The organism is Cupriavidus sp. OTU4054 (assembly GCF_038440175.1).
GTDB lineage: Bacteria > Pseudomonadota > Gammaproteobacteria > Burkholderiales > Burkholderiaceae > Cupriavidus > Cupriavidus pauculus_D.
Genome location: NZ_JASATF010000014.1, coordinates 22,262 through 35,401 on the forward strand (window position 1 = coordinate 22,262; position 13,140 = coordinate 35,401).

The 13,140-nt window shown below is 57.4% G+C and carries 12 protein-coding genes and 1 pseudogene; 4 read left to right on the forward strand and 9 right to left on the reverse strand.

All coding sequences use genetic code 11. The annotated features are described in order from the left end of the window. Positions 1-20: 20 nt before the first annotated feature. Together AAHB16_RS17345 and AAHB16_RS17350 are read right to left on the reverse strand one after the other, a co-directional pair. Positions 21-779: a DsbC family protein gene (locus AAHB16_RS17345; RefSeq protein ID WP_150373609.1), complete on the reverse strand. Its 759-nt coding sequence runs from the start codon at positions 777-779 to the stop codon at positions 21-23. 73 nt (positions 780-852) lie between these two features. Further along, complete coding sequence (locus AAHB16_RS17350) at positions 853-2,115, reverse strand: UbiH/UbiF family hydroxylase (protein ID WP_342051559.1); 1,263 nt, start codon at positions 2,113-2,115, stop codon at positions 853-855. Between the two features lie 182 nt (positions 2,116-2,297). Here AAHB16_RS17350 and AAHB16_RS17355 point away from each other — a divergent pair. Both AAHB16_RS17355 and AAHB16_RS17360 read left to right on the forward strand, forming a co-directional pair. Continuing rightward, positions 2,298-2,396, forward strand: a pseudogene (locus tag AAHB16_RS17355) (GTPase); the annotation flags it as partial. A 177-nt stretch (positions 2,397-2,573) separates the two neighbouring features. After that, positions 2,574-3,095: a hypothetical protein gene (locus tag AAHB16_RS17360; RefSeq protein ID WP_342051560.1), complete on the forward strand. Its 522-nt coding sequence runs from the start codon at positions 2,574-2,576 to the stop codon at positions 3,093-3,095. Between the two features lie 5 nt (positions 3,096-3,100). On the opposite strand, the gene AAHB16_RS17365 is transcribed toward AAHB16_RS17360, so the two are convergent. Together AAHB16_RS17365 and AAHB16_RS17370 are read right to left on the reverse strand one after the other, a co-directional pair. After that, positions 3,101-3,577, reverse strand: coding sequence for a YbjN domain-containing protein (locus AAHB16_RS17365; RefSeq protein WP_342051561.1), 477 nt, complete (start codon positions 3,575-3,577; stop codon positions 3,101-3,103). 71 nt (positions 3,578-3,648) lie between these two features. Beyond that, on the reverse strand, positions 3,649-4,611 hold the full coding sequence (locus AAHB16_RS17370) for a lysozyme inhibitor LprI family protein (protein WP_342051562.1): 963 nt from the start codon (positions 4,609-4,611) through the stop codon (positions 3,649-3,651). An 85-nt stretch (positions 4,612-4,696) separates the two neighbouring features. Here AAHB16_RS17370 and AAHB16_RS17375 point away from each other — a divergent pair, with 85 nt between their 5' ends. Beyond that, a complete protein-coding gene (locus tag AAHB16_RS17375) occupies positions 4,697-4,939 on the forward strand; it encodes a helix-turn-helix domain-containing protein (protein WP_342051563.1) in 243 nt (80 codons plus the stop codon). Positions 4,940-5,222: 283 nt separating this feature from the next. Here the strand turns inward: AAHB16_RS17375 and AAHB16_RS17380 are convergent, their stop codons facing one another. The 3 genes from AAHB16_RS17380 to AAHB16_RS17390 form a co-directional block, all read right to left on the reverse strand. Next, complete coding sequence (locus tag AAHB16_RS17380; protein WP_342051564.1) at positions 5,223-7,265, reverse strand: phage NrS-1 polymerase family protein; 2,043 nt, start codon at positions 7,263-7,265, stop codon at positions 5,223-5,225. A 448-nt stretch (positions 7,266-7,713) separates the two neighbouring features. Then, complete coding sequence (locus AAHB16_RS17385; RefSeq protein WP_342051612.1) at positions 7,714-8,301, reverse strand: recombinase family protein; 588 nt, start codon at positions 8,299-8,301, stop codon at positions 7,714-7,716. Between the two features lie 139 nt (positions 8,302-8,440). Continuing rightward, positions 8,441-9,157 (reverse strand): hypothetical protein, encoded by a 717-nt coding sequence (locus tag AAHB16_RS17390; RefSeq protein WP_342051565.1) that lies wholly within the window; start codon positions 9,155-9,157, stop codon positions 8,441-8,443. Between the two features lie 387 nt (positions 9,158-9,544). On the opposite strand from AAHB16_RS17390, the gene AAHB16_RS17395 reads away from it, so the two are divergent. Beyond that, the gene (locus tag AAHB16_RS17395; RefSeq protein WP_342051566.1) at positions 9,545-11,338 is read left to right on the forward strand and encodes an AAA family ATPase; all 1,794 of its coding nucleotides are present in this window, start codon (positions 9,545-9,547) and stop codon (positions 11,336-11,338) included. An 80-nt stretch (positions 11,339-11,418) separates the two neighbouring features. Here the strand turns inward: AAHB16_RS17395 and AAHB16_RS17400 are convergent, their stop codons facing one another. Then, the gene (locus AAHB16_RS17400; RefSeq protein WP_342051567.1) at positions 11,419-12,132 is read right to left on the reverse strand and encodes an HNH endonuclease; all 714 of its coding nucleotides are present in this window, start codon (positions 12,130-12,132) and stop codon (positions 11,419-11,421) included. A gap of 12 nt (positions 12,133-12,144) precedes the next feature. Next, the gene (locus AAHB16_RS17405; RefSeq protein ID WP_342051568.1) at positions 12,145-13,110 is read right to left on the reverse strand and encodes an ADP-ribosylglycohydrolase family protein; all 966 of its coding nucleotides are present in this window, start codon (positions 13,108-13,110) and stop codon (positions 12,145-12,147) included. Positions 13,111-13,140: the final 30 nt, after the last annotated feature.

Genomic DNA, 13,140 nt, shown 5'->3' on the forward strand with positions numbered 1-13,140 from the left:
CTGCTTGCTTCTTGTTCTGCTTACTTCTTGAGGCTGGCGAACTTGCGCTCCAGCGTGGCCACGTCTGCCGCGCCCGGAATACGCGAGCCGTCGGTAAAGAACACCGCCGGCGTACCCGTCACGTTCATGCTCTGGCCGAGCTTGAGGTTGTCGTCGATCGGGTTCTTGCAGTCCGACTTGCCCGTCACGGCCACGTGGTTCAGCATCCAGTCGCGCCACGCCTTCGAACGGTCGCTCGCGCACCAGATCTGCTTGGACTTCTGCGTCGAGTCCGGCGACAGCACCGGGTACAGGAAGGTGTACACGGTAATGTTGTCCATCTGCTGGAAGGTCTGCTCGATGCGCTTGCAGTACGGGCAGTTCGGATCGGAGAACACGGCGATGGTCCGGCTGCCGTCGCCCTTCGACCATTTCACGGCGCGCGACAGCGGCAGGTCCGACCACTTGATACGGTTCAGTTCCGCGACGCGTTCCTCGGTCAGGTTCGTGCTGGTCTTGGTGTCGATGAGCTCGCCGTTGAGGATGTAGCGGCCGGTGGCATCGGTGTACACCACCTGGCTGCCCAGGCTCACTTCATACAGGCCCGGCACCGGTGTCTTGGTCACGCTGCGCACTTCCGCGCGGCCGCCCACCATTTTCTCGATGGTCGCCTTGATGCTCGCGGTGCTGGGCTCGTCGGCGGCCAGAGCGTGCAGCGCGTAGCCGGCGGCGGCCAGACCGCCCACCAGGGTGACGGCCGCGGTCGCGCGGAGCGATTTGCGGCGGAACATTTGCAACATGCTGACTCCAGAGGTCGGCGGGCCGCATGCCCGTCCGATTGCTATTGATGGGATATTCGTATGCCGGGGCGCGCTAGCCCAGTGCGCGGCCGATCAGAAACTGCTTGAGCATCGACTGCCGGCCCACCGCGCGGATGCCGAGGTTGCGCATCACGCGCGCCGGGCTGCCGGGCAGCGAGAACAGGCGGTGCAGGCCGTCCGTCGCCGCGGTCAGGGAGAGCAGATCGGTCGCACGCGCGCGCTCGTAGCGGCGCAGCAGGCGCAGATCGCCTTCGGCACGAAACGCTTCTTTGTCGGCCATCACGCGCCCAAGTTCCGTAACGTCGCGTAACCCGAGGTTCATGCCCTGTCCGGCCAGCGGGTGGATGACGTGGGCGGCGTCGCCGACCAGCGCCACATGCGGCTGCACGAACTGCTCCGCGCGTTGCAGCACGAGCGGGAAGCCTTGTGCCGGAGTGATGCAGCGCAGCGTGCCGAAACGGGCGCCCACGGCGCCGGCGGCCGCCTGCATGACCGTGGCGGCCAGCGCCTCGGGCGACAGGGCGACCAGATCGCGCGCATGGGCTTCCTCGGCGGACCAGACCATCGACACGCGGTTGCCGGGCAGCGGCAGCATCGCGAGGATCTCGCCGTTCTCGGCTTCCTCGTCGGCCATGAGCTTCTGGGGGGAACCGAGAAACCATTGCCAGGCCGTGTCCTGATGCGGCAATTCGCATCGGAAATTCGCCACGACGCCCAGCTGGCGGTAGCGGCGCGTGGTCGTGCAGATATGGCTTTGCTGGCGCACCCACGAGCGCGCGCCGTCGGCACCGACCACGCAGGCCGCGCGCACGCGGGCGCCGCTGGCCAGCGTCAGGGTCACGCCATCGCAATCGCGCTCGAACACCTCGCCGGTATCGTCGAACCACTGCACCTGGTGCTGGAAACGCAGCGCGGTGTCGAGCGTGCGTTCGACGTGGCCGGACTCGATGATCCATGCCAGCTGCGGCACGGCGGCGGCGTACGACGAGAAATGGAGGTCGCCATGCGGCGTGGGGTCGGTCTCGCCCGCGCTCTGGTCGCCGAACACGCGCATATCGCGCACGGGTTGCATGCGGGCGGGGTCCAGCGCTTCCCAGACGCGCAGGCGCTCGAGCAACGCCTGGGAACTGGACGAGAACGCATAGATCCGGCTGTCCCAGTCGTCCTCCCCGGTCCGCGCGGTATCGCTGGCGGGGCGCGGCGCGATCAGCGCCACCTGCATGCCCTGTTGCGCGAGCAGCAAGGCACAGGCCTTGCCGACGATGCCGCCACCGACCACGGCGATCTGGAAACGAGAAGAGGACGTCGACGACATGGATTGGGGGCCAGCGGCGTCCGCGGCGGGAATCCGCACGGCTCGCCCGCGTGGCGGACTGATCATGACGGGGATTATAGCGGGGGGCTGTGAGGCAGGCGGCGCGGCCGGGGGCAGACAGAGGGAGGCCGGAGGGCGGCCATCCGCTAGAATACAGCCTTTGCTATTTTCCGCCTGACACCATGAGCCTCAAATGCGGCATCGTCGGCCTGCCCAACGTCGGCAAGTCCACGCTGTTCAATGCCCTGACGAAAGCCGGCATCGCCGCCGAAAACTATCCGTTGTGACCATCTGGCCAACGTTTGTCTTCGAATCAAAGACTTAGAGGCTTCTCTGAGGTTTCAGAGACAAAACCCGCACAAAAATCGTGACGTACCTTCCACTCGCTTGAGTGGCGTTCGATGATACCTTACCGTAACCTCAACGGACAATGCGCCATCACGTAAGGGACTGCGAACATGACCGATCTTCGGCAACCTGTCGCGTTAGATCAGATAACCAAGAACGACATTTATGCTGATCTCGTACAGATTGGCATCGAAAAGGGCTACACGGTCATCCCGGAATTTCGTGTAACCCTACCTAATAGGGATGGAACGAAGAATCTCGACTTGGTTTGGGTAACGAGAAAGCCCCGCGTTGGTCGGCGCCAAGACAGGGAAAGCCTTCAGTATTGGACACTGCATGCGGCCTTTGAGATTGATGCTTGCGATGTCAGGAACATTGAAGGAAAGGAGTTCAATCGCCATATCCGTGATCTCCCGACCATTCAGAACGCGGATGCCTCCGATCCGATAAGCCACTTTGTCGTGCTCTACACTGCCGCCTACGATAGGGCATGGAACAACGACAGGAAGACGGTCGATGACGAAATCGCGGAAAGGAGAGGATGGGCACATGGCAGTGGTGTCCAAGTTCTCGACGGTCGCGATCTCTCTGCTGTCCACGCTATTCGCCCAGCGGTCCGCCTTCCAACGTAGCACGATCAGTGCAGCCGCTCCCCACCTGATATTTCGCTCCCACCGGACGGGATTGATACGCCGTCGAAGTCGATCAGCGCATCTGCATTGAAGGTCTGGACCACGTACTCCAACAACGACCCAAATCGGTTGACCACGTAGATGAAGTTTCCGGCGATCAGGCCCTGCGCATAGGGCAGGACATAGGACACGATCAGGTCTTCATCTTGATCCAGCGTAAAGACTGGCATGAATACCTCTTCATTCAGCCGCCGTGCCAGTTCTCGTTTCTTCTCAACGGAAACATCGCGCCGCAACGGCAGGTAGGTTCCAATGCGGATGAACGTCTTGTCGGTGACCAGCGTGATTCGATAGCCAATGCCGTTCTCGGTGCGTAACCAAATTCCATCGGGCTGGACCTCATGCGGAACCAAGCCGCTATCTCGAATGTGGGCTGCAAGGGTATCGATGGTGATGTCGGATTCGGCGAAGACTTTCGTCATAGGTTCTCCCAATACGTAAACGGAAAAAGGGGTGCCCGATGGCACCCCTTCACATTGACCTGCTTGGTTCTTTACATTGCAGACAGCTTCTGGATTCGTTCCTCTGTCACCCGCAGCAGGCACCCCGCATCCGTACAGGCGTTTCTCTGAGCCTTCATCCAACCGTTTTGATCGGCCTTGAGTGCATTGGTATCGGATGCCTTCGCCCGTGCAGCAGAGTATGCCCCTGCCAGTCGCTTGTCAGCGGCGGCAGTCTCCGGCGACGAACAGATCAGTTTCTCGATGCTCGATGCCGCTTTGTTGCAATCGAAGCTGGCCTCGATCTTGGCGCTTTCAACGGGTGCCGTGACCGCAGGGGCCAAAGCTGCAACAGGCTCTGGCGCTGGCTTTTCCTCTACGGCAGACGTGGCGGCAACGGGCGCAGCTACCGGTCGTCCCTGATCCAGCGCGGCCTGTTGCGCGGCCACCCGCTCGGCCTGCGATTCCTGCTGGACAGGGACCTTACCCACGGCGGGCTGTTCGGATTGAACATCCGCAGTCTTCGATACCGATTTCGTGGGTGCAGATTCAAATGCACCGTTGACGATGTCCTCCATCGGGACCACCTTGAACAGCAGCGATGCCATCGCCGCGAAGGCGACCACAGCCGCGATTGCCTGCGGACCGAACTCCCAGAACACCTTTTGTGCGGCTAGATCGGCGGCGCCGTTGGCAAAAACAACGTCCGGCTTCGAGTATTCACGAAAGAGGTCGCCAGCGCGCGAGGCCAGCGGGGCGACGATCAGATATGCGACAGCGAATCCGCCGATCACCACTGCCGCCTTTTGATCCCCGGTCACAAACGCTCGGTATGCGAAGAATCCAAAGATCGCCGCACCGATGACGCCGAGGAAGACGCCAATCCCCCAACCCATTGCGGTCGAGAACTCGGCCTCTGCTGCTGCGGCTTCAGCGGCTGCTATGTCAGCACCACAGTGCTTACACCTGATGGCGGTGTCTTGAATGTCTTCGCTGCAATAAGGACATTTCTTCATCTATTTCTCTCCCCGTCGATGGCTTCCCGATAATAAGGTACATGTACCCTAGATTGGCCCGGCATGATACAGAAAAGATGCGGCCATGCCAAATCTTTCGAGTCAGCGCCAAGACCCCACTTTAGTTGCAATCGGGGGAGCAATCAGGCGAATCCGCAAGCAACGAAAACTGTCGCAGGAAAAGCTCGCCCTGTTGGCTGAAGTCGATCCAAGCTACTTGGGACGGGTCGAACGGGGTGACAACGCACCCGCGATTCTCACATTGAAGAAGCTGGCCGATTCGCTTCAGGTCAGCATGGCTGAAATGATGGCGGATGCCGGGCTGTGAGGCTTGCCCACCAGCGCCATCTTTGACGCGCTGTAGTAGCCGCGACAGGTTAGACCGAACACCGGGTACCCGGTGTGGAGAGACCGGTGTGACGGACAGGACGGGCGGCCATTCTTCTGTTAAGCCACAGAAGAAAGAAGAAGTTCTTTATTTTTTCTTCATTACCCCACCTATGGACGACATGGCACCCCTTATAGGGGGGTGTCCTTGTCCGTCCGGATAAGGTCGCCACTGGTGGCTACGGACATCTTGTTATATCGACCTGTCCGGTTGTCCGCAGGTATTACTTCGCCCAGACGTAACCGCCGTAGGTCCCGACAAGGTTAGCTTCGTTCACCAATTGGTCGAAGGCACGTTCAAACGCCTTACGCTTGGCATCGTCGGTCGTGCCCGCCGTGATACCAGCGTCGATTGATTCGTCTTTCCACATCTCTTTCGGGACAACAAGTGGCGGAGCACTCAGGCCAAGGGCTGTTTGCAATTCTTCGCTGGGAACAACACCACATGCATCGGTCATTTTTTTCAGTACCGAAAGGCTTGTAAGCGATGGCTGCCGCAAGTTCACACCAGAGGCGGTCTTCGGCATATCAAGCATGACAAGGGCGGCGGAAGACATTCCCTCATCCAGATGTACGCGCTCAATCTGAAAGTGGCGATCTTCACCCTCTTCACCTTCTTTGTTCTTCTTGCAAACCAAAGACCGTGCGTCGCCCTTCTTGTCAACGCGAAATTCGTAGTCCACTGCGCCGGTCAGACCTGATGCGCCACGCAGCCGATCTCTATCGCCGTTCCCAGAGTGATGAACAATGACGACCGTCGCGTTGAATGGGAGGCGCAAGTGCGCATCAAGCAGGTTCATGAGAAGCCCCATGTCTCGGTTGCTGTTTTCATCCGAATTGCCGATGTTCCGCGCCAATGTGTCGATGACGATCATTCGCGGCGGTTCGCTGTCGGATGCAATCTTCGCGATGTCAGCGGCCAGCTTCTTCACACTGGCGGCATCGGATAGCGGAATTGGCGACTGCCACAAGTAGAGCGGTGCCGTCTGCAACGAAACGCCGTTCTTTTGCTGCCATGCCGCCAGCCGTCGCCCGAAGCCCTTCTGACCCTCGCCGACGATGTAGAAGACCGCGCCAGATTCGACTTCTTGACCGTGCCAGTCAGTACCCGTAGCAATGCAACACGACCAGTCGATTGCGACGAAACTTTTGCCGCTGGCTGACGCGCCGAACAGCATGCAAGATGTGCCTTGTTCCATGACGCCATCGATCAGCCAGTCAACTGCATCTGTTACGGCCATCGCATCAGCGGCGCGAACGAATTCACATGGACGCGACGCACCGACCTCAACTCTCTTCGCGGTGTTCTCGCTGCTCAACGCCTTGGCGATGGTCATTTGACCGTAAGTTTGGCCATCATTGGAATGCGGTGCATCCCATTTCCGGGGCCGGAACAGTCCCGACGCTCGGAACAACCGATCCAAGGTCGCAGCGTCTTGCGTCGCACGGGCGAGCATATTTGCCAGCGCAAGGTCGGCTTCGGACTGACTTGGGTAATCGGAGAAGTCACCGTATTCAAACAGTTTGCGGAACCGTTCGCCATCACCAACTTGCATTGCACTTGCCAGCATGGCTGCATCAGCCAGCAGCGTGGTAGCGGGGCTGTCGGTCGGCAACTGGCTCTTCTCGCCCGCTTCGTTTGTCTTGGAGTAACGATTAGACAGCCAGTCAATTGCGGCTTGCTGGTCCGTGATTTCGCCCGTCGCACCGACACCGTGCCCGGTCACAGTGAAGTAGCGCGAACTGCGTTCGTCGTAAAACTCAAGGCGGTTATCCGGCCCCGCTTTGCCACAACGTGGAAGTTTGCCCTTAGCGAGGATATGCACCCCGTCGCCGCTTGGCGAACGCTCGACGTAGGTACCTGCATACTGATCGACAACTTCCTGCGCCCATCGCTCAAGATCACCACTCGTGGACAAAACGTGGTCGAGGTCGATGCCGCAAATGCCATCGCGCACCATGACGCCGATGCCGTCAAAACCGCCCTTTTCATAGGCACCACGTACCTCTTCAAAGGTGGACCACGTCGCCGGATCGTTAGGCTTTGCGTACTGGCCATTGAGTTGACGTGGCGGTTTGGTCCACTTGCCGTTCTCTTTCTTTTCATAGTCCCAAAGAACCCAGTGGGGCTGGCTTTTCAGCTCGGACGGAATGCCGTCAAAGTTGACCGGCAGGGCTACCGGCCTTGGGGACGTGTGGACTTGCGACGCGTGTTGCAGGGGCTGAGGAAGGGTTACGTTGGACTGCTCTTGATTTTGGTAAGACATCTAAAGATTTTTTGCGGAAGCACCGCACCTATATGTCAGTGCCCCGATAGACGAACGCCCGCCCGCAGGCACATAGGAGTGTGCGGACTGCGTGCGAACGTTGATGACATCAGGGTACTGGCGGAACTGTTTAAGCTCCCGTGCAAGGCTTCGGGCGACGGCAAAATGCCGCCAATGGTCGTGCAAGCACGACATCAGCCAAGATCGGGAACCGCCATGAATTCATATAGGCGCGCAACCTGCGAATAGGTGCGCGGTGCGAGTAGTCGGATAAAAGCACCGACATTCGCTCAGAGAAAAGTCCTCATCGGACTTTGATGTTCGATAGAAAAATACCTAACGAACAAAGACGACATTATACAGATGACTATCAATTCCGTCAATATTTCCTTGACGGATTCCACCATCCGTGGATGAAATCTTGCCGGTGTGGCTTCGCGCCAACAGCCTAGACCGTTGATGCCATCGACTCCCGGACCCGCATGACCGTTTGGCGTGAAGTCCTCATGTCCCGTGCGATCTGAGCGACCGGGACACCGGCACTCAGTCGCTCCGCAACCACTGCGCGTTGATCGGTTGTCAGTGCTGACGGCCTTCCGAACGTCTTCCCTTCTGCCCGCGCACGTCGAATCCCTGCCTGCGTCCGTTCAATCAACAGGTCACGTTCGAATTCAGCCACGGCGTTAATAACCTGCATGGTCATCTTGCCAGCCGGGCTAGTCAGGTCCACTCCCCCAAGGGCAAGGCAGTGCACGCGGACCCCGGCAGCTTCCAGCCGCTCCACAGTCGTTCGCACGTCAATGGCATTGCGCCCGAGACGATCCAGCTTCGTGACGATCAGCACGTCGCCACTTTCCAGCTTGTCCAGCAGCTTCGAGAAGCCTTTACGTTCGGACGCGGCGACCGACCCGCTAACGGTCTCGGCGACGATCCGCTGCTTGGCGACGGCGAAGCCCGCCGCTTCGATCTCCCTGATCTGGTTCTCGGTCGTCTGGTCCGATGTAGACACCCGGCAATACGCGAATAGACGCGACATCCACACCCCCACATGTCCGAAATAGGAGTACGAAATATACACCCTGTCCGATATGTTTACAACCTTACTTTCGGACATGAATGCTGATGGGTGTCCGCCAGTGCTCGTTTTCGGACAGCACAAGGCTGACGGGATTGCGCTACAGGGAGTCGAGATAACGGCGCACGATGCCCCATGTGCTCACGAGCATTCCAACGCGATCTTCGTTCGACGGCGCCATCGGATCACCATGGCGCAAACCATCTGCCGCCACTTTGATGTCCCTCAACTTAGCTTCGTCGCAGCCTGCTGATTCGCGAAACCGCTGCCACTGGACAACCTTGGATTCGCCCGCGATGCCATTTTTAGCGGCGCAGTGATGACGGAGCGACTCTATTGCCCTGTAGCAGTAGAAGGCTGTGTCGTCGGCATGTTTAAGCGCAGACACAAGATCGCCGAAGCACCGATTCACGTAGACGCCAAGAGTACCGGAAGACTTGTCTCGCAACTTTGCAACTTCTGCGGGCAGGTCGAAATTCTCCCCTGCCTGTGAAACGCAAGGCGTATCAATGCCGAACACATAGTCGATCTGTCGCTCTGGGTTGACGACACGTGTCACTGAAAACTCGTATGCGTGACCCAGCAAGTAACCGAGCATGTCGAGGTTGTGTCGGACAATGTTGTTGACCACGTTGCGTAGATCGAATATGTCCCACTCATCGTCGGTGTGAATCCACACGGCGACTTGGTTCAGAACGATGCTGACGCGGGCTGAAGCCTGCCGTCCTGAGTGAGAGTGTTCAAAGGCCAATGCGAACTGCAATGAAAGCTGCGCCCTCTCGGGGAGCACCGTCCCCTGAAAAAAATACGGTTCCACAAGCATTCTCCTTGTTGTGGTCGCGATCAATTGCGGTCAAGGTCCGTTCGGACTGGAAGGCCCACGCTCACGTCGAATGGCATGCCTATCTCTACGAGAATGATGCCGTCAATTTCGATTGCGCCAACTTGGCGACGGCAGACGGGGCATTCTACGGAGGTGAGTACGGATTCGCCCCGTAAGCCAAGGTCATATGTGAGAATCTCCAAAGCCGCGCCACAAATGCAATTGATCGGTTCAACGTAATGCATTCTGATCTCCTCAAGACGACCCTGCGGAACATGACTATATGTGGGAACCGCAGAGCGTGGGGTCAGTAGAAACAAACGCCGAATTGGAGTTGGCAGCGACTTGCTTTCCGTACCCATAGGTAGTCGAGATCAAAACATGCTAAGACTCAAGAAACTGACAATCGAGAATTCCGGCGCCATAGAGACCCTCAACGTCGAGCCACCGTTTTGGATAAACGGAAGGCCCAAGCCACTGATTCTGGTTGGTGAGAACGGGTCCGGAAAAACTACCGCGCTATCTTTCATTGTTGATAGCCTTCTTCAAGCCGCCTCATTGAAGTTCAATGACGTGTTGGCGACGCAGGGTATGAGCAACCTTTTCTACCGCATACGAAGCCATGACATCCGAATCGGAGCGTCATCTGCTATCACGCACGTCCAATATGAGTGGCAAGGACAACCTGTTCACTTTCTTGATCGAGTCGGTGCCGGAGTGGATATGCCCCAGATTCGGCAGCGACTGAACCTACCTGTCGATTTGCCCACGGATGACGCAGCGGAAAGTGAAAAAACTTGGACTCCCAATGTAGAAGAAGCCGCCGCGTCCTTGAAGGATGGGGTGTATGTGTTTTTCCCCGGCGGACGCCGAGAGATGCCGCATTGGTTTCACGCCAAAGGTCTTCATCCAGAGCGTTACACCATCACTCAACGCTTCGCCAGCAGCATTGGCAAGAACATGATCGTCGAGACAGCGGCACAAGAGACAGCCTCGTGGATCATGGATGGTCTGCTGGATGCTGCCGCCGGATATAGAGATACGGGTATTGGCGTTGCTAACCAAATCCTGCAAGCGATCCTTGAGGATTCGACGGCCCACTTCGCTGTAGCACCGCGCAACGTGTCACCTCGCGTGCAAATCTTTACCGGCACTGCTGCCGTATTGCGCGAACACAATACGCGCAGAATGCTTATTCCTTCATTGGCACATCTTTCGGCAGGGCAGGCAATGTTGCTGTCTATGTTTGGAACTATTGCTAACCAAGGCACACTGAATCAACGGCGCGCCCTTTCAGAGATTGAAGGAATCGTCATAATCGATGAGGTAGAGGTCTACCTGCACACCCATTTGCAGCGAAAGGTGCTTCCGAAGCTGATTAGGTTGTTCCCGAACGTGCAGTTTGTAGTTACTACGCACAGCCCAGCATTCTTGATGGGAATGAAGGATGAGTTCGGACCTGACGGCTTTGAGATTCGCGACATGCCGTCTGGTTCGATAATTGATGTTGATCAGTTCGGCGAAATCGGGGCAGCCGTTGAGGCGCTGAGTCAATCGACGGCGTTCCGAGATGAGGTCAAGGCCGAAGTAGCACGTGAAAATGAACGCCCGCTCCTAGTGGTGGAGGGCCGAAGTGACGCAATCCTTATCGAGGGGTTGTGGCGGATGTCAATGCACACTCCGCCGCCTTTTAAGATCATGACGGCACATGGGAGACGTGGCTTGCGATACCTTCTAGAGGATGACCAGTTCACTAGTGAAGTCGGACAAAACCAAAGCGTTTTGGGCTTATTCGACTTCGACGAAGCATACGACGACTGGAACGGATGTAGTCGGACCTACCCGAACCGTGAAGGTGATGACGTGACGGGCTTACTGCGAAGGCATGTAGCGAAGCAAATCTATGCGGGATTGCTCCCTGTGCCCGCGATTCGAGCAATGCAAGCCGGGGAACGATTTGCTAGAAATTCGACGCATACAATCGAGCTTTACTTACCGGATGAGCTTCTGAACGAAGGGCAAAATCTCGACCTCGAAGTCTTTCCCGGTGACATTACGATCAAAAAATTTCGTGGAGACAAGGTTGCGTTCGCGAGACGGGTCGGGCAAGAACGCGCATACCTTCCCCATTTCGAGCAACTTCTCGCGCTCATCCGACGTGTGTTAGCGGTGTAGCCATGCCAAGAAAACGACGGCTGGTGAGGTGCGGTCACACAGGACATTTGAGAAGGATCTCGAAGTGGTCGTAGGGTGTCCTACGATCCTACTTCCTTCCCTGAGCGGCGGAACTGCATTCGCAGTTCTTCGATGTCCAAGGCAGGGCGTCGTGTGTGCAGCATGGCGTGGCAGTTTGGACAGACGGGACGAAGGTCCTTCTTGGGATCGACCTCATATTCCTGCCGAACACTTGCAAGTTCGGTGAGATGGTGCACATGGATGAATCCTCGTCCCATTTCTCCATAAGACTTCAAAAAATCGAATCGGCACACGTAGCAAGACGTTCCCCAATGACGGATGCATGCATTTCTCGCCTTGGAGTTGCGCTCATACTGGTTCACGAATACCTGCTTCACCGCCCCTTCAACCAAGCCGCGTGGGTCCAGATCGACTTCATCGGGGTAGAGGATACCGGGATGGTCATGGGTTGTTCCATCACCCGCGTCCTCGCCCAAACCACATATCATGCAATACTGATCGGGACGACAATCGAACCCCTCCGATGTTAGCCAGTGCACCAAATCACTGAGTACTTCGGAAGTTATCTTTGCGTAGCGGTTCCCCGTCCACGGATTAACGCTTTCTGGCTTTGACCTATCAGGAAGGGGGTGCGAAACACTGTGTAGCTTCAAGTGCCGTGTACTTTGCCGTTTCTTTGTTCGCTTAAAAATGACCGCAACATAACCGTCCGGGTTTTGTTCTCGCCATGCTAGGTAACCCGCATCGTCGTCGATCCAATAAGTCACCGCCATTTGTCGTCCTTGTTAGCTTGGAATGAGGCCTCTAACCAAATCATATCCCCGTAACTCATCTAGCCACCGTTCCGGGATACCTGCAAGACCGAACTTGATACCGGCCAGCCCACCGGCCACCGCAGCAGTGGTGTCAGTGTCATTGCCAAACATGATGGCGGTGCGTATCACGTCTTCAAACGAATCCGCAGTCAGCGCCTGACACGCCGACCACAGGCAGTCCAGTACATAGCCGGACCCAGACAGGCGTTTGCTGGTAGGGAAGCTATGCAACACATCCAGTTCGTCCAGCAAGGTCTGCCGTTCCTCATGGTCGGGCCAGTTGGCATAGATGTTGGCAAGGCTACGGTCTGCCCATAACCACGGATCGGCAACCCCGCATAGGTATCCCTTTGCTGTCAGACAGTAGAACGCACAGGCCACCAATGAACGTGCATGACCATGCGTGGGTAACGATTGTAGGTGTGCGTCTCGGACCAGTGCTTCGTCACTACCTGTGTGCCACAGTGCCAATGGTAGGACCCGCATCAGACTGCCATTCCCGTTGTCCATGACAGACCAACCACCAGAGGTCAGTGGTGACACCCCGCCCCGCAGCTTGTCGATAGCACTGGCGGTCTGCATCCCACAGTCGAAAACATCCCCATCCACAGCCATGTATCCGTCATCGAACCACCGGACCAGTCGGTCAGCGAAGTCATTCACATCCAGTTGACCACAGTGATCGAGACTAGCCAGCAGGCACAGTGCCTGCGCACCATCGTCTGACCAAGTACCTATAGGTACACCAGCATGTGCCCGCCTGAACGTCATTGGTGGCTGCATGCCGATCTGGTCCCGTGGTGGTATCTGGTCAGGTAAGTGAAATTCATATGGGACACCAACGGCGTCACCAACCAGTAGTCCGACCAACCCACCAGTGCGACCATTGGTGGCATGGGTAGGTAGCAACGATGCGAAACCATTGGTGTCTGTCACATTCTTCCTTGTAATGTACTTCCGGCAACC